Origin of the sequence: Microvirga sp. KLBC 81, from assembly GCF_003075415.1 — a bacterium.
In the GTDB taxonomy this organism is placed as follows: domain Bacteria; phylum Pseudomonadota; class Alphaproteobacteria; order Rhizobiales; family Beijerinckiaceae; genus Microvirga.
The window spans coordinates 40,687-64,267 of record NZ_QDAH01000032.1; the positions used below are offsets into that span (position 1 = coordinate 40,687).

Consider the following 23,581-nt stretch of genomic DNA (forward strand, 5'->3'; position numbering starts at 1 on the left):
TCCTGCCTTCCGTATGAATGCTGCTCACGACGCTGAATCCGCAAAGGTCGATTTCAAGTCGGAATACAAGCGGCGATACAAGGCACGTCGGGCCTTGAGCAACTCCGCCAACGCAGCTTCCGGTTCGATGACATGAGAAACCGGCGGCGGAGGACAGGCCTCGTCAAGACTCGCTCCCGCAGCAGCGACCATCGCCAACCGGGCTGCGCCCAACGCCGGCCCCACCTCGCCTCCCCGATGATAGGTGAGAGGCCGCTGAAGTGCGGCTGCCAGAATCCGCCCCCACAGTTTCGAGCGCGCTCCACCGCCGATGACGGAAAGACCGCCGATCGTCCCGCCACGGGCCTGCAGAGCGTCCAATCCGTCCGCCAGAGCAAAAGCCACCCCTTCAAGCGCGGCCCGGCCCAGATCCGCCCGCGTCGTCGTTCCATCAAGTCCGAAGATGACGCCTGTGGCCGCCGGATCGTTGTGAGGTGTCCGCTCGCCGCTGAGATACGGCAGGAAGACGAGGCGGCTTTGGGGCGGCAGACCTGCCGCTTCCGTCTCGGCCAGAAGGGACGCTTCATCGGCGGCACCCGCAAGGCGGGTGGCAAACGACAAGGTGGCCGCAGCAGACAGGATCACCGCCATCCGGTGCCACATGCCCGGAATGCAGTGACAGAACGCATGAACCGCCCGCTCCGGATCCTTCTTCAAGGCCGCATCGGCTACGAAGATCACGCCTGATGTGCCGAGCGATACGAAAGCCATTTCAGGATGGACGACACCGATTCCCGCGGCTCCCGCCGCGTTGTCGCCGCCGCCGCCCGCGACCGGAATACCGGGACGGAGGCCGAGCGCCGCAGCCGCTTCCACAGAGAGAACACCCGACACTTCGGTGCCCTCGACGAGACGGGGCATATGCCGCTCGCCGAGTCCCGTCGCTTCGAGCATCGCAGGCGACCATTGCCGCTTCCCGACATCGAGCCAGAGAGTGCCGGCAGCGTCGGACATGTCGCTGACCGCTTCGCCCGTCAGTTTCAGGCGGATCCAGTCTTTCGGAAGCAGCACCCGCACCGTGCGCGCGAAGATGTCGGGCTCGTTCTTCGCGACCCAGATGAGCTTCGGCGCAGTGAATCCGGGCATCGCCAGATTGCCGGTGATCTCCCGGCTTGCCGGCTCACGCTGCTCGAGTTCCCGGCACTCCGCTCCGGCACGCCCGTCGTTCCACAGAATGGCGGGACGAAGAACCTGATCGTTGGAATCGAGCAGAACAGCGCCGTGCATCTGTCCGGAAAGGCCGATGCCCGCCACGGCATCGAGGGAACGGCGACTCTTCAGGTTCCGAACGGCGGCCTGCGTCGCATCCCACCAACTTTGAGGATCCTGCTCCGACCAGAGCGGCCGTGGCCGCGACAATGTGAGCGGTGCCGCCGCCTCGTCGACGAGCGTGCCTGCCTCATCGATGAGGATGACCTTGACGCTGGAGGTGCCTAAATCGATTCCCATATACATCGGCCATTGTCTCCGTCAGATCACCCTCAATTCCAGGCGCTCGCATTAGGCGAGATTGCCACCCAGGTAGCGCTGCAGCGTGACGCGCGTGCCATCCCGCCAAAGAGAATTGAGCGCGGTTTCGAACCGTGAGCGGAACTGGGGAGCCTCGGCGAGGTCGCCGAAGATATCGCGTAAGGCCAGGAAGAACCCCGGATCATCCTTGGCCACGAGAGCGGCTGGCGTCAGTCGTTCGGCGTTCGGGTCGTTGAGTGCAAACGGCTCACCCGCATCGGTGGTCGCGGCGCAGTAGCGGCACCAGAGGGCAGATTCCAGGGCAAGCCCCGTCACGTCGGCTCCGGCGTTCAGCCGTTCACGGGTCGAGGGCAGGATGAATTTCGGCTGCCGGTTCGATCCGTCCTGCGCAAGGCGGGGGATCGTGTCACCGACATCGGGATTGGCGAAGCGGCTGGCGATGAGCTGGTAGTATTCGGCCAGATCGACGCCGGGCACCGGCGGCACATGGGGAATGATCTCTTCCGTCTCCAGCTTGTCGAGGAACCCGCGCACGAGAGGATCCGCCATGGCGTCATGGACGAAGTGGATTCCGAGCAAGCCCGCCGGATAGGCGATGGCCGCATGCCCGCCGTTGAGAATCCGCAGCTTCATCAGCTCGAACGCGGCGACATGAGGCGTGAAGGTCACGCCTACCTCCTCCAGCGCCGGCCGACCTGTGGAGAAATGGTCTTCGAGCACCCACTGCCGGAAAGGCTCGCAGAAGACGGGCCAATTGTCCTTGATGCCGAACCGCTCCTCGAGAATGGCGCGCTCCCGGTCGGTCGTGGCCGGGGTGATGCGGTCGACCATGCTGTTGGGGAAGGCCACCACCTCGCGCACATAGGCGGCAAGCGAAGGATCGATCAGATCGGCAAGGCCCGCGACCGCATCCATGGTCACTTGGCCATTATGGGGAATGTTGTCGCACGACATGATCGTGAAAGGAGCCATATTCCGCTCGCGACGCCGCTTAAGAGCCGCGACCAGCACACCGAACACACCTTTGGGCGCATCGATATGCGAAGCGTCATAGCGGATTTCCGGATGCTCGGGGTTGAAGAATCCGGTGGCCGGATCGATGCAATAGCCGCCTTCGGTCACGGTCAGCGACACGATCCTGATCGATGGATCGTCGAGCGCATCGACGATGGCGCGGCTGTCCGCCCCGACGGGCACGAAGCCGATCATGGAACCGGTGACGCGGGCACGGTTGGCTCCCGGTTCCAACTCGACCACCGTGGTGAGCCAATCCTGTGGCTCGAGAGCACGCCGCATCGCGGCATCGCCCGCGCGTACGCCCGCGCCGATAATCGCCCAGTCCAAGTCCCTGCCGTTGTTGAACAGGTCGTCCAGGTAGACCGCCTGATGGGCGCGATGAAAGTTCCCGACACCGATATGGAGAATGCCTGGGCGCAACACCTCCCGCGGATAGCGCGGCCGGGCAACCGCTTCGGGAAGAGAGGCAAGACGAGCGAGGGAGAGAGGCTGAGCCATCTGACCTGAACCTATCGTTTAACCTTCGGATATCGACGGGCAGCGCCCAGATCAGTTAATCATGAAGCCACCATCGACCGGCATCGCAAGGCCGTTCAGCATCGCGGCGCGGTCACTCAGTAGGTAGAGAATGACCTCCGCGACATCGTCAGGATCGGCAAACCGCCCGAGCGGAATGCGCGAGAGCATGCGTCCCGCCTTTTCGGGATCGCTCCAGGCCTTTGTCGCCATCGGCGTGAGCGTGACCGTCGGGTTGATGGCATTCACCCTGATCTTGTGGCGCCCGAGTTCGTTCGCCATCACGCGCGTCAAGGCATCGAGCGCCCCTTTTGAAGCGCAATAGGCGGCATGATCGGCAAACCCGATGAAGGATGAAATCGACGAGACATTCACGATCGACCCAGGCAGCTCGCGCGCGACCCGATCCCGCGCATATTCCTGGGCCACGATCATGGGTGCACGCGTATTGACCGCGTAGAGCCAGTCGAACGTCTCCGTCGTCACTTCGAGGAAAGGATCGAGCGCCGTCGCTCCGGCGCAATTCACCAGGTAGTCGACCGGCAAGGCGGCTCGTGCCGCCTCTCGCGTCGCCGCCGCATCAGCGAGATCGACGACAATGGACCGGCAGCCGATTTCACTCTCCAGGCTGTCGAGATCCTCCTTCGTCCGGGTCATCGCAACGACTTTGGCCCCACGCTCGGCCAAGAGCTTGGCCGTTGCCCGGCCAATGCCCTTGCCGGCTCCCGTCACGAGAACGCTCTTGCCTTCGAATTCCATGGATTCGTTCCTCACCAGCACGTAAATCCGCCATCGGCGACAACAATGGAGCCTGTCATGAGGCTTGCAATCTCAGGACAATCTCTGCCCGGTGTCCTTATCGAAGAGATGCGCCTTCTCGGGATCGAGCCGGATATCGAGGCGCTCGCCCGGATGCACAGAAAAGCGTTCCCGGAAGACGCCTACCAGCGGGTTCGTGCCGAGCTTCATGAAGGCCTGCGTCTCCGACCCTGTTGGTTCGATCACCGAGACGTTTGCCGCATGACCACCCCCGCCCAGGGTGATGTGCTCTGGGCGGATGCCATAGACGACCCTTTGCCCCTCCTTGAGCTGTGCCGGTGGAACCGATACCGGAAGAGCAATGCCGTCAAGCGTCTTCACGATCGGTTGGCCATTGACGAGCGCAACCTGCCCCTCGATGAAGTTCATCGCAGGTGATCCAATGAAACCCGCCACGAACAGGTTCCTAGGCCGGTCGTAGAGCTCCAGCGGCGCGCCGATCTGCTCCACCACGCCATCATGCATCACCACGATCTTGTCGGCCATGGTCATGGCCTCGATCTGGTCGTGGGTGACATAGATCGTGGTGGTCTTCAGCCGCTGGTGCAGTTCCTTGATCTCCACACGCATCTGCACGCGCAGCTTCGCGTCGAGGTTGGAGAGCGGCTCGTCGAACAGGAACACCTGCGGGTCGCGCACGATGGCCCGGCCCATGGCGACGCGCTGGCGCTGGCCGCCGGAAAGCTGGCGCGGATAACGATTGAGCAGTTTCTCAAGATCGAGAATAGCCGCCGCATGCTTGACCTTCGTATCGATCTCCGACGCGGGCCGCCCTTTCAGTCTGAGGGAGAAGCCCATGTTGTCGTAGACGGTCATGTGGGGATAGAGCGCGTAGTTCTGGAAGACCATCGCAATATCCCGGTCCTTCGGCGGCTTGTCGTTCACGACCCTTCCGCCGATCCGGACATCACCGGACGAAATCTCTTCCAACCCCGCAACCATTCGCAGCAGGGTCGACTTCCCGCAGCCGGAGGGGCCGACGAGAATGACGAACTCGCCGTCGTTGATATCCACGGAAACGCCGTGGATCACCTCGGCAGACCCGTAACGCTTCCTGACATTGCTGATGGAGACTGGCGCCATGTTCTTTTCCTCGTCAGGCTTGATCTTGCATATCGATCTGGATTTTCACCTCCCCCTTCGGGGCCGAGGCTGCGTATTCGAAGGCCTCAACGCTCCTGGAGAAGGGAAAAGTGCGGGTAATCAGAGGGCTCACGTCGATAGAGCCCGATGACAGCATGGCGATGCAGCGCGGGAAGACATGAGCGTAACGGAACACGTGTTCGACACGGGCTTCCTTCACCTGGGCCTTGGCGACATCATAAGCGATGGGCTCCAGCGGAATGCCGACATAGACCACACAGCCGCCCGGGCAGAGCGGATCGAAGACATCGGCTGCGGCCTTCTCGTTGCCGGAGCATTCGAAGACGATATCGGCTCCCCACCCGTCCGTTTCCGCGCGTGCCGCCTCAGTGAGATCGCGGCTGCGCACATTCACAGGCGTCACCGGGCCCAATTTCGCGGCGATGGCCAGCTTGTCGTCATCGACATCGCTGACGATGACACGGGCACAGCCAGCCGCGAGCGCCGCGAGAACCGTGACCAGGCCAATCGGACCCGCGCCGGTGACAACGGCGATGTCACCGGGCTTGACCCGGGCCTTGATCGCGGCATGCACACCAACGGCCAAGGGCTCGACCATGGCCGCTGCCTCGAAGGACACGTTGTCGGGCAGCTTAAAGGTAAAATCAGCCGGATGGACGACACTGGGCCTGAGAACGCCGTGGATCGGAGGCGTCGCCCAGAACCTGACCGCAGGATCGAGGTTGTACAATCCGAGCCTCGTTGCACGGCTCGTCGGGTCAGGGATCCCCGGCTCCATGCAGACACGGTCGCCCACCTTGAGCTCGCGGACGGCAGAGCCGACTTCGGTGACGACACCGGCCGCCTCATGGCCGAGGACCATCGGCTCCCGAACGACGAACGGTCCGATGGCGCCATGCGTATAGTAATGAACGTCGCTGCCGCAGACGCCAACGACCTTCAGCTGGATGCGGACATCGCGCGGCCCAAGCTCCTCTTCGACGATGTGATCACGAAGGGCGAGCTTTCCCTTTTCCTCAAGAACGAGCGCTTTCATCGAAGGTCCTCCTACCCGCGCATGACAATGATGACCCCAAGGACCAGCGACAGAACCGTAGCCACCATGAGGGGAAGATCCGCCTCGAGAAAGCGCATCCAGAGCAAGTGCAAGGCAACGAACAGAAGGACCGCAATGAAGATCCGATCAAAGGCATTTGTCTCAATCGGAAGGAAGCCACGGCGCTCCACGACAGGTCTATCGATGTCGTCACTCATGCATCACTCCTTGACAGCGCCGAAGGTGAGACCCGCCACGATGTGACGCTGCGCGAGACCAAGCACGAGAAGAGCCGGCACAAGGGTCAACATCGCGGTCGCTGCCATTCTTCCCCAGTTCGTGCCGGTGACGGTCACGAACTCGGCAAGTCCCGTCGTGATGGTGCGCGCATGCACGCTGGTCAGCGTCGCTGCGAACAGGTACTCGTTCCACGCGAAGACCCAGGTGAGAATTCCCGTCACCGCGAGACCCGGCTTCGCCAGAGGCAGGATGACCTTGGTCAAGACCTGCCACGTATTGGCTCCGTCCACGAAGGCGGCCTCGTCGAGCTCTTTCGGAATTCCGTCGATCACCCCTCTCAGCGTCCAAATCGCAAAGGGGAGATTGAAGACGCAGTACAGGAGTATCAGGCCGATCTTCGTGTCGAACAGCTTCACATCAGCCACGACGAAGACCTGGGTGTAGAGAAGAAACAGCGGAAGGAGGAATACCGCGGGAGGCGCCATGCGGTTGGTGATGGTCCAGAAAAAGAGATTCTCCTTCCCTGGCAGCTTGTACCGGGACAGAGCATAGGTGGCGAGCAGGGCCAAGGTGGTGACGAGCAAAGCGTTCGCCGTGGCGACCACGATGGAATTGACCATATACCGCTGGAAGGCCGCATCGGCCAGTGTGCTCGTGTAGTTCTCCGTGAAGAAGCTCGAAATCACGAAGTTCGGGCTTCCGAACAGCTGAACGCGGCTCTTCGCGGAGACTGCAAACATCCAGTAGATCGGGAGCAGCGTGACGATGCTCGACAGCGTCCAGAACAGGATGGACACGAGCGATGCAGAAGCTCTCTTGCGTAACTGACGCATCATTCCGCCCTCTTCAAATCACGCCGTGCCACCAGACCCGCATAGAGCATCCAGCACATGACGATCGTGAGATAGAGTGTGATCAGCGACATCGCCGACCCGTAGCCGTAGTCGGTCTTCGGAAAGACGACGCGCCAGATGTGAAGGCCGATATACCGCGTGGCAGCGCCCGGGCCGCCGCCAGTCAGCATCCAGACCTCATCCACGGTGCGCAATGCATCCATCATCCGAATGAAAACCGTGGCGAGAATGGCGGGCTTCAGCAGCGGCAGGGTGATATGCCAGAAGATCTGGAAGCGGTTCGCGCCATCGATCTGGGCCTGCTCGAAAGGTTCCTTCGGCAGGGACGACAGTGCAGCGAGCAGCGTCAGCGTGACGAGCGGCGTCCAGTGCCACACATCCATGACGACCGTCGTGAAGAAGGCCTGGTCGATATACCGGCTGATGTTGAATTCATACCCGAACCACCGATTCAGGTAAAACGGCAACGGTCCGAGGCCGGGCACCGTCAGAAGACGCCACGTGGCGCCGACGGCAATCGGGGCGATCACGAGCGGCAGCGTATGGATGGTGCGAAAGAAACCTTTGCCCGGGAAGTCTTTCATGAAGAGCTGAGCGAGGAAATAGCCGAGCACGATCTCGCTGAGGACCGCGAAGAAGGCAAACTTGAGCGTCAGCCAGAGCGAGTACAGAAACTGATCGTCGAAGACGAGGCGCCTGAAGTTCTCGGCCCAGGCGAATTGCATATCCGGATTCGCCGCAAAACTGTTCCAGTTCATGAACCCTATGACGAGAACATAGAGGAACGGAATGACCCCGAAGACGAACAAAATGAGGAGGGTCGGCGCGAGAAACAGCCATCCCACCGAATTCGCACGCATCCTGATGCTCCTGCCGTCCGGTCGCGAAAACTCGACCGGGGAATTTGGGGTTTAACGGCCACCGCACAAAAAGCACGGTGGCCTTGATAGCCCAAAAGGAAGGGCGCATTACTTGCGGTAGCCGAGGTTCTTCAATTCGGCGTCGGCTGCCGCGGCGGCCTTGTCGAGCGCCTCGTCAGGCTTCAGCTCGCCTGTGATCGCCTGGTAGATGAAGGGAGCGATCGCCTCGCGGACCTGGTTGTGGAACGGGAAAGGAGGCGCGCCACGGAAGAGCGGTCCCTTCTCGCGCATCAAGGTGTAATAGCCGTCGACCTTCTTGTCTTGCGCCTGCACCTTCGGGTCGTCGTAGGTCGCCTTGTGCGTGATGCGCGACCCGGCAAGCGCCCAATCCGTCTGGACGGAGTCCTGACCGATGTACTGCAGCCAGAGAAGAGCGGCCTTCTTGTTCTTCGACGAATGCGGAATGCCGAAGGCGCCGCCGTCATAGTAGCCGATATATCCCGCACCCGAGGCGGCCTGATCCATCACGCCGGGTTGCACGGGCGGAAGCGCCACGCCGACCTTGCCGACCACCGTCGACTTCTTGTCGTCGGTCGCAATCCAGGCTGCGTTCTCGCCATAGACCAGCCCCTGTGCGGCCCGGCCTGCTGCGAAGGTTGCAGCAACCTCGTCCCACGTGCTGGAGGTCGATTCCGGCGGAGCATAAGCAAGATTTCCGATCCACCAGGTCAGAGCGGCCTTGGCCTCAGGGCTGTTCATGCGGCCGCCATTCGCAACCGAAGCGCCATAGGTCTTGGTATCGATACCCCAGTTATAGACGCCGTAGGTGGGGAAGATGCTTTCGACGACTTCGTAGACCGCAGCGGGATGGCCGGAGGCCGCCTGAACGGTGGTTCCAAAGATCTCCTGGCCGCTGGACTTGCCCCATTCGGTGAAGAATTCGGCGATCTGGCGATATTCTTTGTGATCCTTCGCAGGCGCGAGATCCGCGCCGTATTTCGCCTTGTAAGCCTCTTTGACCTTGGGATCGTCGAACAGGTCCTTGCGGTACAGGTAAACCTTGATGAAGGCTTCCATCGGGACGCCGAACAGGTTGCCCTTGTCGTTCTTGAAGTTGTCGATGAAGCTCGTGAACTTCGTCGGGTCGAAGGTCGGCGACTTGAGATTGGGGTTCTCGTTCAGCGCTTGCGTGATATCGACCAGGAAGTTGCGGGCGAGATAGCTGTAGATGATGTCCTGCTCGATATAGACGAAGTCATAGATGCCGGTATTGGCTTCCATGTCCTTGATCGCCTTATCGTACATCTGATCCCAGGACGTCGCCTCGAACTCGACCTTGATGCCGGTTGCCTTCGTGAAGGCAGGACCCAGCACATCCTTGGCATAGTTGGACGGCGGCGTACTCTCGGAGATGCCTCGAATGGTCGTGCCCGCCAATCCCTTCGCCGCATCCGACCAGAAATCGGCGAACGCCGGCGTCGTGCTTGAGAGCAAAGCTGCCGTGAGTGTCGAGGCTATCAGGCTTTTGAAGTGATACATCGCGTTTTCCCTCCCGAACTTCCTCTCAAGGAAGACCCGCGGTCGTTATCCTTGAGATCAAAGATGCGACGCCCCTCCTTGGGGGGCGGGCGGTATTGTTTTGTCAGGCGAGGCGAGCAAATCAGAACATGGTCTTCTGAATTTGCCTCCCGGAAGTCGCACGCATGTCTCGTGCGGCCTCCGTAGAAAATCTATTCAGCGCCAGCGAATGCTTCCACGCCTCTGCTCATCGGGACCTGTACTTTTTTGTCCGGAGAGGCGTTCGATCCGTATCTGGCGGCCATAAAAATGCTTTCCTGGATCGAGGCCGGAGCAGGCGTTGTGCATCGACGCGCCGTTCGCCGGTATGCGGATGGCGTCTGATCGCAGAACTTCACGAACTGGCGGTTGAAGTTCGCTATATTGTTGAAGCCCACATCGAAGCAGATCTCGGTCACGGATCGATCCGTGTGGGCGAGCAGCGTGCAGGCCGAATAGATGCGCGTCTGGTTGACGTATTTCGCGAAGGTATGACCCGTCTGCTTTTTGAAGAAGCGGGAGAAGGCGCTCGGCTCCATGCCGCAGAGCTGCGCAACGGTCGTCAGATGGATATCGGAGAAGTAGTTGTTGTGGATGTAGTTGATCGCGCGCTCGGCCCTCTCCGACGGGCGCGACGGTATGGTTGCGGCGGGAGCGCGGTGAGAGAGCGTTTTCCGCTCGGAAGGGTTCCTGGCCAATGTCGCCAGGAGCTCCAGGAACAGGATCATGCGCTGGGCGCCTTGAGCGGGGCCGATCTGCCGGAGCAGAGAAGCTCCCTTTCGTGCCGTATCTCCCGAAAACAACAGGCCGAATGCGGCATCCGACATAAGCAGCTGCACCTCCTCGAACTCGGGAAAGTTCGTGCAGATGCGGTCGGCACATTCAGGGCTGAACTGAATCAGCATGTCCCGATCGGGAATGGTCAGGTTACCGGTGTCGCTCAACCAGTTGTGGGGCAAATTCGGGCCTGTCAGGACAAGGCAGTCAGGCTCGAAGGGACCGACATAGTCGCCGATCATCATCGTGCCGGAGGAATTCTGGATCAGGTGGAGCTCATACTCTACGTGGTAATGCCACTTCGCCAGGTGGTGAGGATAGTCGTGAACGTTCCACCGGAACGATGCGGATGGCGGAAAGACGATAACCTCATACACAGGGACTGATTTGCGTTCCATTCTCGCCGCCCTCCATAGGTACAGCAGGCCGTTTCCTCTTAAAATCCGCTCTTTGGCGGTTATCGTTCCACGTCTCCTTTGACGGAGCCGCGGCTGTCAGTTTGAGCCGAATACGCAGGCTGGGCACAGGCTTTCGACGCCAGTGTTAGTTCTAGGATAAGGTTTCGTACTGTCGATCCTCGGCAGGCTGATGGCTAGGGTTTGCAACGAACTCAGCCGCACGATGCCCAAGCATCAATGCTGCCGCATTGGTGTTTGCGGACGGGATGAACGGTATAGCGGAGCAGTCGATCACGCGCAGGGCATCGACACCGCGGACGCGCATCCGGCTGTCGAGCACGGCCATCAGGTCGTCATCAGGCCCCATTCGGGCAGTACCGGAAGGGTGGTAATTGGTTTTGACGGTCTTCCCGCAGTACTGAATGAGGGCTTCATCGCTTTCGACATCGGCTCCCGGCAGCAGCTCCTGCGCAATCTTCGGCCCGATCGGTTTTGTCGCCAGCAGTTTCCGGGCATGCCGAAGCGAGGCCAGCGTCAGGCGCAGATCGTCAGGATGGCCGAAGAAATTCGCATCGACGACGGGCTTATCCGCAGGATTTGAAGAGCGTAGCCGGACGCTTCCTCGCGCTTTGGGCCGCAGCAGGCATGAGGTCAGCGTAACGCCATAGGTCGGCTTGGCGCTCGATACGTCGCGGTCGAGATAAACGATGGGCGCGCAATACAGTTGAATGGTCGGCCGCTCTTCCCCATCCGGATCATAGAACAGGCAGGATTCGATCCCGGTCGTCGTGACCGGCCCGGTGCCGAACAAAATATACTGCAGGCCGTTGCGCACCATGCGCCAGCCTTTGTCCTGACCGAAATATCCGCTCGGCCGATTGGTGGACGCAATCAGCGGCACCTCATGGTGATCCTGCAGGTTGGCCCCTACCCCGGGCAGGTCGGCAACCACTCGGACACCATGCTCTCTGAGATGTTCGGCCGGACCGAGGCCTGACAACATGAGCAGCTTCGCCGTATTGTATGTTCCTGCCGCAACCAGCACTTCGCGGTCAGCATAGGCGCGCACCATATTGCCGTTGAGGCTGTATTCCACGCCGGTGGCGCGGCCTGCCTCGATCAGGATTCTCGTTACCAGGGCATCGGTCACAACGGTCAGGCGCGGATCGGCCATGACCTGAGACAGGAACGCCGATACGGCATCGCAGCGCACCATCCGCCCGTTGGCCCCACGGCCCATCGTATGCTGCATCACGCCGACGCCGGCTTGGCGTTCACCGTTGAAATCCGGGTTATAGGGGTGGCCCAGCCCTTGTGCCGCGAGGATGTAATCCTCGGTCATGTCGCACAGGCTGCCTGGATCGGAGACCAACAGGTCTCCGTCTATGCCATGATAGGCATTGTTGAATCTGGTATTCCGCTCCAGTGCTTTGAAGTGAGGCAGCACATCGGCGTATGACCAGCCGGAACCCTCCCCGAGATAGGCTTCCCAGCCGTCATAATCTTCGCGCTGACCGCGCATATAGACCATCGCGTTCACGGCACTGCCACCGCCAAGAACCTTGGCCTGAGGCACGATAGGCGCCCGTCCGCCGAGACGTTGCTGCGGCATGGTCTGATGCATCTCGAGGAAGTCATCCCGGGCGAGATATTTCATGTAGCCCGCCGGCATGCGCATGATGGAGGCCGTCCTCGCCGGTCCTCGCTCGATGAGAAGCACGCGACAGCCGAAGTCGCGAACGAGCCGCGTGGCCGCCACGCATCCGGAGGAGCCCCCGCCCGCGATGATGAAATCGTAACTCGGTGTTGGACCTGAAGCCACCATGAGGTTCCGACCTGCCTTCTTCCTCAACGAAGGATTTGATCGAAAGCCTACGATGCCGATCTGTTGCCGACTACAGCCATAACTGCACCTGATCTGTACTTTTTTGATCGCAATGCGAAATTAAAGTATGGGTCAAAGACAAGCCGGGTCAGCATCATTGACTCTCCACTCAGACTTCTCAGGCGGGCCTCTCATGGAGCGCAGGCGTGTCTCATTATCTCGGCATCGATATCGGCACTTCGGCGGTCAAGGCGATCGTCGTCGATGAGCGTCAGCTTGCCATAGGCGAGACGGAAATCCCTCTGGCGATCTCCCGCGCACGCGATCTCTGGTCCGAGCAGGATCCTGAAGTATGGTGGCAAGCGGTCCAAGCCGCCATCACGCGATTACGCAGCCTGGCACCGGAAGCCTTCACCGACGTCAAAGGGATTGGCCTCTCGGGACAGATGCATGGCGCTGTCCTGCTCGATGAGAACGATCAGCCCCTGCGCCCGGCCATTCTCTGGAACGATGGCCGCTCGTTCCAGGAGGCGGAGGAGCTTGAAAGAAAGCACCCTGGCCTCTCGCGAGTCATGGGCGTGCTCCCGATGCCCGGCCTCACGGCCCCGAAGCTCCTCTGGCTTCAGCGGCATGAGCCGGAGACATTTCGGGCCGCCCGAAAGGTTCTTCTGCCGAAGGACTACATCCGGCTGAAACTGACGGGCCGCCTCGCAACCGACATGTCGGATGCAGCGGGCACCTGGTGGCTGAATGAGGCCGCGCGATCGTGGTCCGACGAGGCACTCGCGGCAACAGGGCTGGATCGCTCCTATATGCCCGCATTGCTCGAGGGATCGGACCCGTCCGGCAGCTTGCGTCCGGAACTGGCGCGGCAATGGGGCTTGAGCGGCGAGATCGTCGTTGCCGGTGGTGCGGGCGATGTGGCAGCGGGCGCGGTCGGGCTGGGAGCGGTTGAGGACGGAGCGGCTTTCATCTCACTCGGGACATCGGGCCAACTCTTCGTCACCACGAGGGCATTCAGCCCCGCGCCCGAGGCCCTGGTGCATTCCTTCTGCCATGGTCTTCCTGATCGCTGGTTCCAGATGGCGGCGATGCTCAACGGAGCAAGCTGCCTCGCTTGGGTGGCGGAGCTGCTCAAGACGGATATCGCTGACCTTCTGCGGCAGACTGAAGACATCTCCCGCAAGCCCTCCTCCCTGCTCTTCCTGCCCTATCTCGCAGGAGAACGCACGCCCCACAACGACGCTTATGCGCGCGGCGTCTTCTTCGGACTTTCCCCCGAAACGCAACGGACGGATCTGGTGCAGGCCGTTCTGGAAGGTGTCGCTTTCAGTTTCGCCGATGCCAAGGCATGCCTTGAGCACGCAGGCACGCAACTCTCTTACGCGGGCCTGATCGGCGGCGGATCTCGCAGTGCCTTCTGGGCGCGCATTCTCGCCAACGTCCTGAACATCCGGCTTGTCCGCTATGAAGGGGGCGATAAAGGGCCCGCTTTCGGCGCCGCGCGGCTGGCGCGGCTGGCAGCGACCGGGGAGCCTCCGGAGGCTGTCTGCTCAGCGCCTGCAGTGCTTGAGACGATCGAGCCGGAATCTCACCTTGCGGAACTCTATAGCCCACGCATCGAGAACTTCCGTCGCCTCTATCGTGCTCTCAAGCCGGAGTTCAAGCACGCCCTGTCAGGTGGCGATTGAAAGTTGATTTGAGCGGCCCTAGTCTTCTCTCATCCTGAACGAACAAACCGCCTCATCGTCAAGCCGGGGACGTCAGGGAGGAAAGAACCGTGGACCGGGGCTCTGTCGTCACACCCCCACATTCCACCGCTGCCGCTCCTGGTGCAGCCAGGGACGGCGTGCTTCCTGCTGTCCATGAGCGGCCTTCCGGCAATCCTCTCCTTCCCGATAAGTCTCCCATCGCCCGCACTGGCGGGATACCGCCAAGGGAGGATCTATGACAGGATCATCTCCGATCCTCGAAATGTCCGGGATCTCGAAAACCTTCCCCGGCGTGCGAGCCCTCTCCGATGTGTCGCTCACAATATATCCTGGTGAGATCCATGCCCTCATGGGCGAGAACGGGGCCGGCAAATCGACCCTGATGAAGATTCTCTCAGGGGCCTATCATGCCGATAGCGGCGGAGAGATCCGCATCGACGGCAAGCCGGTGATCATCAACTCTCCCCTCGCCGCTCTCCATCACGGCATCTCGACCATCTATCAGGAACTCTCCCTCGCACCGAACCTGTCCGTCGCGGAAAACATGCTGCTGGGGCGTGAGCATCGCAGCGGCCCCATGATCGACCGCGGCTCGATGGAGAATGCCTGCCGCACCGTGCTCACCAAACTGGGGGTTACGTTCGGCCCCTCGACGAAGGTCAGCGCATTGTCGATGGCCGAGCGGCAGTTGGTTGAGATCGCCCGCGCGCTTATCGCCAATGCCCGCATCCTGATCATGGACGAGCCGACCACGTCCCTCTCGTCCCGAGAAACGGAAGCCCTGTTCGCGCTCGTGCGGCAGCTTCGAGCGGAAGGCATGGCCATCATCTATATCAGCCACCGCATGGCCGAGGTCTACGAGCTTGCCGACCGTGTCTCGGTGCTGCGGGATGGAACCTATGTCGGCACGCTCGAACGGGACGAAATTTCGGCCGAGCGTTTGGTCCGGATGATGGTGGGCCGCGATCTGTCCTCCTTCTACAAGAAGGACCATGACGCAAAAGGCAGCCGAGGCCCGGTGATCTTCTCCGTCCGCGATATGGGAGATGGTCAGCGCGTGCACGAGTGCTCCTTCGATCTTCACCTGGGAGAGACGCTCGGGATTGCAGGGCTTGTCGGGGCCGGGCGCACTGAGCTTGCCCGCCTCATTTACGGAGCCGACCGCCGGACGAGCGGCGAGATCACCCTTCAGGGAAAGCCCCTCTCCATCCGTCGCCCCGAGGATGCGATCGAGGCCGGCATCGTCTATCTGACCGAGGACAGGAAGCACCTTGGTCTCTTCCTCGATATGACGGTGCGCGAGAACGTCAATCTGAACGTTCTGGAGCGGGATTCACGGGTCGGAAAGGTGCTGAACCTCAAAGCGGCCAAGGCGCGGGCAGCTGCTGCCATCAAAGCGCTTGGGATCCGCGTTGCCGGAGATATCGTTCCCGTCGGCAGCCTCTCCGGCGGCAACCAGCAGAAGGTTCTGCTCTCGCGCCTGCTCGAAACCAAGCCCCGGGTGCTCATTCTCGACGAGCCGACGCGCGGCGTCGATATCGGCGCGAAATCCGAGATCTACCGGCTGATCGACGAGCTGGTGCGGCGTGGCGTCGGCGTCATCGTCATATCGAGCGAACTTCCGGAAATCGTAGGTATCTGCGACCGCGTATTGGTGATGCGCGAAGGAAGGATCGCCGGTGAGGTCGGTGGGGTCGGCCATCCGCCGATCACGCAGGAAAACATCGTCGCCATCGCGACGGGGGTAAAGGAAGCCGCCGCATGACATCTCCCAATGAGACCAGCGCATCTCTCCAGACTTCAGGAGCGGCTGGCGTCGATTCAGGCACGCAGAGCCTGCAGCGACGCCTTGCCTGGCGATCCACCCTGCAGGCCATCGGCATGCTGCCGGTGCTCATCATTCTCGGCATTGTCTTCGAGCTCATGTCGGGTCGTTTCCTGAGCCTCCAGAACCTCTCTATCGTGGCGCAGCAAGCCTCGATCAATACGGTGCTTGCGGCTGGCATGACCTTCGTCATTCTCACCGGCGGCATCGATTTGTCGGTCGGCTCGATCCTTGCCGCCGCCGCGATGGTTGCGATCCTGGGGTCGAAGATTCCTGACTGGGGCATGCTGGGAATCCCGGCCGCTCTGCTGATGGGTCTCGCCCTCGGGTTCATCAACGGAGCGCTCATCGCCTTTGCACGGCTCCCGCCCTTCATCGTGACGCTCGGCTCGTTGACGGCCGTGCGCGGTTTCGCGCGCCTGCTCGGCAACGACACCACGCAGTTCAACCCTGAACTTCCCTTCGCCTTCATCGGCAACGGCTATCTCTTCGGTATTCCCTGGCTGGTGGTGATCGCCATCGTGGTCGTGCTGGTGTCCTGGTTCATCTTACGCCGGACGGTGCTTGGCGTTCACATCTACGCGGTCGGTGGCAATCCGGACGCAGCGCGTTTGACCGGCATCAAGGTCTGGGCCGTGCTTCTCTTCGTCTATTGCGTCTCCGGCCTCACCAGCGGCTTGGGCGGCGTGATGTCGGCCGCACGCCTTTACGCAGCCAACGGCCTGCAGCTCGGGCAATCCTATGAGCTCGACGCCATCGCAGCCGTCATTCTCGGCGGCACGAGCTTCGTTGGCGGCATCGGGTCGATCTGGGGCACGCTCATCGGCGCGCTCATCATCGCGGTCCTGTCGAACGGCCTCATTCTCGTCGGCGTCTCCGACATCTGGCAGTTCATCATCAAGGGTCTCGTCATCATCGGCGCGGTGGCCCTCGACCGCTATCGCCTGAAAGGCTCCGCGCGCACGTAGCAAGCATGTGCCGCAGGATTACCCATGTGCCGCAGGATTACCGCGTTCGGAGCTGGTCGGGCCGACGCGGCGCAACAAAGACCGAAACGACGTGGAGGAACACACATGAAACGCCTTCTTCTCGCGGCCGTTGCCGCCGCGGCCCTCAGTGCCGGCTCTGCTGAAGCCAAGGAGCTGAAATCCATCGGCATCTCGCTCGGCTCCATGGGCAACCCGTTCTTCGTCGCGCTTGCCCGTGGCGCTGAAGCAGAGGCGAAGAAGATCAACCCGAACGCCAAAGTGACGGCGGTCGGTTATGATTACGATCTCAACAAGCAGTTCACTCAGATCGACAACTTCATCGCAGCCGGCGTCGACATGATCCTCCTCAATCCGGGCGATCCGAATGCGGTTGAACCTGCGATCAAGAAGGCGCAGGCCGCCGGTATCATGGTCGTCGCGGTGGACACGGCGGCGAAGGGCGCTGACCTGACGGTGACCACGGACAATGTCCAAGCCGGACAGATCGCCTGCCAATACATCGTCGACAAGCTCCAGGGCAAAGGCAACGTCATCATCCAGAACGGCCCGCAGGTTTCGGCGGTCATCGACCGGGTGAAGGGCTGCAAGGAGGTGTTCGCGAAGAACAGCGGCATCAAGGTTCTCTCGGACGACCAGGACGCCAAGGGCTCCCGCGAAGGCGGCCTCCAGGTCATGCAGAGCCACCTCACCCGTTTCCCGGACATCAACGCGGTGTTCGCGATCAACGATCCTCAGGCCATCGGCACGAATTTGGCCGCGAAGCAGCTCAACCGCAGCAACATCATCATCACCTCGGTCGATGGCGCGCCGGATATCGAGGCCGCTTTGAAGGATCCTGGAAGCCCCATGATCCAGGCCTCATCGAGCCAGGACCCCTATGCCATGGCGCAATTGGCCGTCAAACTGGCCAACGATGCCATGAACGGCAAGAAGCCTGAGAACGCGGTGACGTTAATGCCCTCGAAACTGATCACGCGCGACAACGTCAATCAGTATCAGGGCTGGTCCGCACCCCGCTCCTGAGCCTTGTGTACCTGATCGTGCGGCGTCGGGGCACCCGACGCCGCTTTCATATGTGGAGCCGAGAATGATCCTGGTCTGTGGCGAAGCCCTGATCGACCTGTTTATCGGAGTGCCCTCTCAGACCGGGCTCTCGGCGGAGGCCGTGGCGGGCGGATCCCCCTTCAACGTTGCGATCGGCATCGGCCGCCTGGGCCGCCCCGCCGCCTTCCTGTCCACCCTGTCGGACGATGCATTCGGCGTTTTCCTCGCCAGCAAGCTTGCGGAGGCGGGCGTGAGCGCATCCTATCTGCAGCGCTGCCCGAACCCGACGACGCTCAGCGTCGTCGCGACCAGTGCCTCAGGACAGCCGCAATATTCCTTTTACGCCCCGGACAGTGCGGACCGCGCGCTCAGGCCGGAGGCCCTGCCTTCGCAACTGCCCTCCGGCATCAATGCCATTGCGGCTGCGTCCTATGCGCTTGGCGTCGAGCCCATCGCCAGCGCCATTGAAACCCTCCTCCGCCGTGAGGCCGGATCGCGCGTGATCTCGCTCGACCCCAATGTCCGCCCTCGCGTGGTCGGTGACCTGCAGGCTTATCGAGAACGGTTCGAGCGGCTTCTTGCCCATGCCGACATCGTCAAGGCCAGCGATGAGGATATCGAACTGCTCTATCCGGGTCTGGACCTCGTCGCGGCTGCACGGGCCTGGCTTCAGCGCGGCCCGAAGCTCGTGATCGTGACGCGTGGAGCGGAGGGGCCGCTGGCGATTTTCGGCGGATCCGTCGTCGAGCGTGCGGCGCCTCGCGTGGATGTGGTCGACACCGTTGGCGCAGGAGATACCTTCCATGCCGGTCTGCTCTCCTGGCTCGACGCGAACGGCCTGCTGACATCGCAGGGCATTGCCGAATTAAGTGAGGCGCAAGTCACAGCGGCTCTCGACTTCGCGGCAGCGGCGGCGGCGATCGTCTGCACGCGGCGGGGCGCCAATCCGCCGGCATGGGAAGAAGTGACCCGCTTCATGGCGGAGAGCGCTTAACAGAGGTGGATACTACCATGCAGATGCCCTTCCCTCCTTTTCCCGCAACCGGCTCGAGCTGGCGCACTCGCCCTTTCCACCGGCAATGGCTCGGCGAACAGGCCAACAGCCTGTTCGATTTTTTCCAGCATCGCAGCATCAATCCGGCAGGTGGATTCTTCGATCTCGACAGCCTGGGACGCGCCATCGATAGCGGCAATCCCGTTCGCCAGATCCACAACACCACCCGCATGGTGCATTGCTTCTCCATCGGCGTCCTGCTCGGCCGTCCTGGATGCGAGACGATCGTTGATCACGGCATGACCTATCTTTGGAACCACCACCGGGATTTAGAGCATGGGGGATATGTCTGGTCGCTGGATAGCGATGGGCCGAAGGACGATACGAAGCAGGCCTATGGACACGCCTTCGTTCTGCTCGCCGCCTCCAGTGCGAAGGTTGTCGGGCATCCGCTCGCCGATCAGCTTCTCTCGGACATCTCGCAGGTTCTCGAAGAACGCTTCTGGGAAGAGCAGCACGGCGCGGTCGCCGAGGAATTCGCACGTGACTGGTCGCCGCTCAGCTCCTATCGCGGCCAGAATTCCAACATGCACCTCACGGAAGCGTTGATGGCCGCTTTCGAGGCAACAGGCGAGAAATCTTATCTCGACAAAGCCGAGCGCATCGCGAGCCTCATCATCGGACGTCATGCCGCATCCCTCGGCTACCGGGTGGCGGAACACTTCAACGCGGATTGGACTCTGGACCGTGATTACCGCGGCTACGATGTGTTCCGTCCCTACGGCACGACGCCTGGGCATTGGCTCGAATGGGCACGGCTTCTGCTTCAGCTCTGGGTGCTCGGCGGCAAGCGCCATGACTGGATGCCGAACGCTGCCCGCGAATTATTCCGGCAATCCATCGAGCTCGGCTGGGATCGCGACAAGGGCGGCTTCTTCTACGCGCTCGATTGGGATGACCGGCCGCGCCTGCCGCAGAAACTCTGGTGGCCTTGCGCCGAAGCCATCGGCGCGGCGGCCTTTCTCATCGAGCATGGTCCCAGCGAGTTTCACGAGGCGTGGTATCGGCATCTGTGGGGTTTCGTTGATCGTCACCTGATCGATCATGAACGAGGCGGCTGGCATCCTGAGCTCTCCGAAGACCTGCAGCCGGCGAGCTCTTTGTTCACGGGAAAGCCGGATCTCTATCATGCCCTGCAGGCCTGCCTCATTCCACTCTTTCCCGCAACGGGAAGCCTGACGCGGGTGATCTCGCAGGCGAACGGTTAAGAGGACAAAGCCGCTTCCAGCATGTCCCGAGATGGCATTCCGGCCTGGGCCCCTGCCGTCAGGCACGACAACGACGCCGCAACGCAGGCCCGTCGCATGGCCTCGCTCACCTCTCGCCCCTCCGCAAGGCCGTAGGCGAGAACGCCCACGAAGGTATCGCCGGCCCCGGTGGTGTCGACCGGCGTCACCGGCCGAGCGGCCGCATGGCTCTGCCTGCCGTCGGGACTGACGGCAACAGCGCCTTTCGCACCGGCTGTAATGATGCAGACAAGACCGTAGGTGTGGGCCAGGAGACACGCGGCCCGCAGATAATCGCCGTCGACCTCCTCACCCATGATGGCGGCAACAGACACCGCCTCGTGCTCGTTCACGACGAGCACGTCGATCGCAGCGAGCATGTCAGCCATCGCGGCGCGCTCGGTTTCCGCAGGAACGGGCGCGAAGTTCCAGAGGATGGTTGCACCGGCGCGCCTTGCCCGCAGGGCCATGTCGAGATTCTCGGCAAGAGGCACTTCCATCTGGAGAACGAGGACGGAAGCATCGGACACAAGCCTCTCCGGAACATCCAGCGCACGAACGGCCAGGTTCGCGCCGCTGGCCACCGTAATGGCATTCTCTCCATGTTCATCGACCGTGATGAAGGCGCAGCCAGTCGGCTCATCGACGACTTTGATCGCCTCCACATCGACACCGTTCCGCGTGAGATTGTCGAGGCACGCTTTGCCGAAGGGATCACGCCCGACGGCTCCGGCCATGGCGACCTTGATCGCGCCCTCCCGGCTTATTCTGGCTGCGGCAACCGCCTGATTGGCTCCCTTGCCGCCGAAGAAACTGTCGGCCCTGCGCGACAGGACGGTTTCCCCCGGCCGGGCAATGCTCCGCACCCGTGCGACGAGATCCATGTTGATCGATCCGAAGATGGTGATCATGGAGCCCTGCCCCATCTATTGTGGTTCTGCATGAGAGCCCTTGGCTCTCCCGCCCTCTCACACTCGGCCTACGAACTATCTAGCGCATCGTGCGGAAAAGTGGACCCGGTTTTCCGCACCCAACGATGCGCTCCCGCAGAGAGTGAGCATCGGATCAATCCCAAAACTGCAAGTCCACTTTTGGGTCCGATGCTCTAGAAGATTGTTCGGAACAGGCGAGCGGTAGCCATGTGACTTCGCAAGCGTCTATGAGCTCGGAAGGCTTTTTTAACTGAAGAAACTTGCTTCTCTCTAGTGTGCAACATATCAAACGTGGAACGCAACAGTGTTCAGAACACTGTTTGACCCTTCTCCACGTTGCCGGAAAGCCTCAGTTCGAGAAAACGATTTCACAACGGCTCGTCGCTTATAGCTTAACTCTACAAGTCGTGCGACGATGCCTTCCTCATCCATAAGGTTCCTTAAAGGAATGAAAGAAGACAAAGTAGAAGTCGTCGCCGAGTTGCTCGCCAAGGTGGGCAGCAACTGGTATCCGGAGCGCACACGTCCAGCACTTCGGACGATCAGCAGGCGCCATCGGGTCGTGGCCCAGCTCATTCTGGCCGAACTCGATAGACTCAGAGGCGCAGATCAGGATCCTGAGTCGATCGACGGCTCGCCTTATGAAAATCTCGATGAGGCCAATGCGTTCAACTTCGCGGGAGACGACCAGCTTTACGTCGGTGCGGCCGTCGTCTACCGCCCGCCGGGTGAGAAGAGAGCGATCACCTGTTTGATCGAGAAAATGGAACACGGTCGCGCCTATCTCGTCCCGGCGCATCGGGAGATAGGCTGGGTGTCCACTCAGACGCTCTCATTGCCGAAGCCGGAAGCCTCTGGGCCATAGATCAAACAACCAGCCTGCCAGGTTCCGGAAGAGACGCAACAGACTTGATTCGCTGTGGGGGAATGCGAATTGACCGAAGAAGAAATCAAACTCGTGGCAGAGGTGCTCGCCAATATCGGCGGCAATTGGTATCCGGAGCGGGCACGATCGGAGCCAAAGCCAGTCACGAACCGCCACCGCGAAGTCGCCCGGCTCATCGTTGGAGCCGTTGAACGCTCGAAAGCAGCCAATCAGAGCGCCACGGACGTCGGTTCGGCATCTGACCGCTCCGTTGAAGCTCAATCGCCGAACGGTACAGAAGACGACAAATTGAATGTCGGAGCGAAAGTTCTGTATCGCCCGCCCGGCGACAAAAGGACGTTTCCCTGTCGTATCGAAGAACTCGAAGGCGGTCGTGCCTATGTCGTCCCGGAGCATCGGGAGATCGGCTGGGTGTCCACCCACTCGCTCCTGCCGCTCAATCCCAATCGGGACGATGGAAAACGGCCACCGCTCTCATCCATTCCCACTGGATCGGCGGACGGTAAGGATGCTCAGCCGGAGGCTCCTGCCCCCGAAGGCCCGCGCGTCAAGCCCGCGCGTCGTCCGAAGAGCGAGGAAGCCACCGCAAAGGTGAAATACTACTTCTCTTCGTCGGGTGAATGGATCGCCTTCCGCCTTTCGGAAACCGACCGCTATCTGTTCGACAAAAAAGGAAACTGGATCGGCTGGTTCCCTTGGAACGACAACGACATTGTCCGCATCGACGGTCAATATCTGGGCACCGTGTTCTATGGGAACCGCATCTATCGGAGAGCATCATCAGCCCCGAGCAAGCGCGACCCAGGGTTCGTGATGGATCCGGGCGATGCCCAGTATGTCAGCCATCCGGGACATGCCGCGCCCTACGCGCCTCCGCACGGCTATAAAGATGTCGACATGGCGCAAATCCCGACCAGCCGCCGCACTTGGCTGAAGAGTCGCGACAAGGCCGCCAACTCCGGCGATCCGAGCACATTCGAGGTCTGGATGTCGAAGATAGGTCTTGGCTTCGTCGCCCGTGCGATCAAGGGCATGGTCCGGTCTTGAACCGGCCGCCAGAGCTGGCCCGAGGGTTTCACGAGGTTTGACGAGGCCTTGCCATCATGCAGCCACTCTAAAGCTAACGCAGGCCGAGTGAGCGCCACCAAGAATGCTTCTGAAGGATATTTTCAGAACCGCCACTCACCAGGCTCAGGAGTGCCGCCGAAGCAGATACAGATAAGTGTTTTGGTTTTTCCACAAGAAGAGCCCCGCCTTGTACAAGGCGGGGCTCCATTTTGCCTAAGTAATGCGACTCTTACTGGAAGAGGCGCAGGACCATGGAGCTGTTCTGGTTGGCCATGGAGAGGGCCTGGACGCCGAGCTGCTGCTGGGTCTGCAGGGCCTGGTTGCGGGTCGAGG

The 23,581-nt window shown here is 61.3% G+C and carries 20 protein-coding genes and 1 pseudogene; 8 read left to right on the forward strand and 13 right to left on the reverse strand.

The window, feature by feature from the left end; genetic code table 11:
* Window positions 1-24: 24 nt before the first annotated feature.
* From xylB (DC522_RS18735) to DC522_RS18785, 11 genes are all read right to left on the reverse strand, one after another.
* Window positions 25-1,494 carry a xylulokinase gene (gene xylB, locus DC522_RS18735; RefSeq protein ID WP_116530189.1) on the reverse strand — a complete coding sequence of 490 codons (1,470 nt, stop codon included), beginning with the start codon at window positions 1,492-1,494 and terminating at the stop codon, window positions 25-27.
* A 45-nt stretch (window positions 1,495-1,539) separates the two neighbouring features.
* Complete coding sequence (locus tag DC522_RS18740) at window positions 1,540-3,024, reverse strand: mannitol dehydrogenase family protein (protein ID WP_116530190.1); 1,485 nt, start codon at window positions 3,022-3,024, stop codon at window positions 1,540-1,542.
* A gap of 51 nt (window positions 3,025-3,075) precedes the next feature.
* Window positions 3,076-3,801 (reverse strand): SDR family oxidoreductase, encoded by a 726-nt coding sequence (locus tag DC522_RS18745; protein WP_245444299.1) that lies wholly within the window; start codon window positions 3,799-3,801, stop codon window positions 3,076-3,078.
* Window positions 3,802-3,873: 72 nt separating this feature from the next.
* Window positions 3,874-4,944, reverse strand: coding sequence for an ABC transporter ATP-binding protein (locus DC522_RS18750; RefSeq protein WP_116530192.1), 1,071 nt, complete (start codon window positions 4,942-4,944; stop codon window positions 3,874-3,876).
* A gap of 13 nt (window positions 4,945-4,957) precedes the next feature.
* Window positions 4,958-6,001 carry an NAD(P)-dependent alcohol dehydrogenase gene (locus DC522_RS18755; RefSeq protein WP_116530193.1) on the reverse strand — a complete coding sequence of 348 codons (1,044 nt, stop codon included), beginning with the start codon at window positions 5,999-6,001 and terminating at the stop codon, window positions 4,958-4,960.
* An 11-nt stretch (window positions 6,002-6,012) separates the two neighbouring features.
* On the reverse strand, window positions 6,013-6,219 hold the full coding sequence (locus tag DC522_RS18760) for a DUF2160 family membrane protein (RefSeq protein WP_116530194.1): 207 nt from the start codon (window positions 6,217-6,219) through the stop codon (window positions 6,013-6,015).
* A gap of 3 nt (window positions 6,220-6,222) precedes the next feature.
* Entirely contained in the window at window positions 6,223-7,077 is an 855-nt protein-coding gene (locus tag DC522_RS18765; protein WP_116530195.1) for a carbohydrate ABC transporter permease, read from the reverse strand.
* The gene (locus DC522_RS18770; protein WP_116530196.1) at window positions 7,074-7,955 is read right to left on the reverse strand and encodes a carbohydrate ABC transporter permease; all 882 of its coding nucleotides are present in this window, start codon (window positions 7,953-7,955) and stop codon (window positions 7,074-7,076) included. The genes DC522_RS18765 and DC522_RS18770 overlap by 4 nt, the downstream gene beginning before the upstream one ends.
* A gap of 108 nt (window positions 7,956-8,063) precedes the next feature.
* The gene (locus DC522_RS18775; RefSeq protein ID WP_116530197.1) at window positions 8,064-9,494 is read right to left on the reverse strand and encodes an ABC transporter substrate-binding protein; all 1,431 of its coding nucleotides are present in this window, start codon (window positions 9,492-9,494) and stop codon (window positions 8,064-8,066) included.
* 191 nt (window positions 9,495-9,685) lie between these two features.
* Entirely contained in the window at window positions 9,686-10,687 is a 1,002-nt protein-coding gene (locus DC522_RS18780) for an AraC family transcriptional regulator (RefSeq protein ID WP_116530198.1), read from the reverse strand.
* A 151-nt stretch (window positions 10,688-10,838) separates the two neighbouring features.
* Window positions 10,839-12,512 (reverse strand): GMC family oxidoreductase, encoded by a 1,674-nt coding sequence (locus DC522_RS18785; RefSeq protein WP_116530199.1) that lies wholly within the window; start codon window positions 12,510-12,512, stop codon window positions 10,839-10,841.
* A gap of 206 nt (window positions 12,513-12,718) precedes the next feature.
* On the opposite strand from DC522_RS18785, the gene xylB (DC522_RS18790) reads away from it, so the two are divergent.
* From xylB (DC522_RS18790) to DC522_RS18815, 6 genes are all read left to right on the forward strand, one after another.
* Window positions 12,719-14,203: a xylulokinase gene (xylB, locus tag DC522_RS18790; protein ID WP_116530200.1), complete on the forward strand. Its 1,485-nt coding sequence runs from the start codon at window positions 12,719-12,721 to the stop codon at window positions 14,201-14,203.
* A 256-nt stretch (window positions 14,204-14,459) separates the two neighbouring features.
* Window positions 14,460-15,989 carry a sugar ABC transporter ATP-binding protein gene (locus DC522_RS18795; RefSeq protein WP_116530201.1) on the forward strand — a complete coding sequence of 510 codons (1,530 nt, stop codon included), beginning with the start codon at window positions 14,460-14,462 and terminating at the stop codon, window positions 15,987-15,989.
* On the forward strand, window positions 15,986-17,017 hold the full coding sequence (locus DC522_RS18800; protein ID WP_116530202.1) for a ribose ABC transporter permease: 1,032 nt from the start codon (window positions 15,986-15,988) through the stop codon (window positions 17,015-17,017). Before DC522_RS18795 ends, DC522_RS18800 begins: the two co-directional genes overlap by 4 nt.
* A 105-nt stretch (window positions 17,018-17,122) precedes the next feature.
* Window positions 17,123-18,061, forward strand: coding sequence for an ABC transporter substrate-binding protein (locus tag DC522_RS18805; RefSeq protein WP_116530203.1), 939 nt, complete (start codon window positions 17,123-17,125; stop codon window positions 18,059-18,061).
* Window positions 18,062-18,125: 64 nt separating this feature from the next.
* The gene (locus tag DC522_RS18810) at window positions 18,126-19,076 is read left to right on the forward strand and encodes a carbohydrate kinase (RefSeq protein WP_116530204.1); all 951 of its coding nucleotides are present in this window, start codon (window positions 18,126-18,128) and stop codon (window positions 19,074-19,076) included.
* Between the two features lie 17 nt (window positions 19,077-19,093).
* On the forward strand, window positions 19,094-20,344 hold the full coding sequence (locus tag DC522_RS18815; RefSeq protein WP_245444301.1) for an AGE family epimerase/isomerase: 1,251 nt from the start codon (window positions 19,094-19,096) through the stop codon (window positions 20,342-20,344).
* Here DC522_RS18815 and DC522_RS18820 read toward each other — a convergent pair.
* Entirely contained in the window at window positions 20,341-21,273 is a 933-nt protein-coding gene (locus tag DC522_RS18820; RefSeq protein WP_116530213.1) for a ribokinase, read from the reverse strand. The genes DC522_RS18815 and DC522_RS18820 overlap by 4 nt on opposite strands.
* A 469-nt stretch (window positions 21,274-21,742) precedes the next feature.
* Here DC522_RS18820 and DC522_RS18825 point away from each other — a divergent pair, with 469 nt between their 5' ends.
* Together DC522_RS18825 and DC522_RS18830 are read left to right on the forward strand one after the other, a co-directional pair.
* A complete protein-coding gene (locus tag DC522_RS18825; RefSeq protein WP_116530205.1) occupies window positions 21,743-22,159 on the forward strand; it encodes a hypothetical protein in 417 nt (138 codons plus the stop codon).
* Between the two features lie 69 nt (window positions 22,160-22,228).
* The gene (locus tag DC522_RS18830; protein ID WP_133239311.1) at window positions 22,229-23,227 is read left to right on the forward strand and encodes a hypothetical protein; all 999 of its coding nucleotides are present in this window, start codon (window positions 22,229-22,231) and stop codon (window positions 23,225-23,227) included.
* Window positions 23,228-23,477: 250 nt separating this feature from the next.
* Here the strand turns inward: DC522_RS18830 and DC522_RS36030 are convergent.
* Window positions 23,478-23,581 (reverse strand): annotated as a pseudogene (locus DC522_RS36030) (flagellar hook associated protein); the annotation flags it as partial.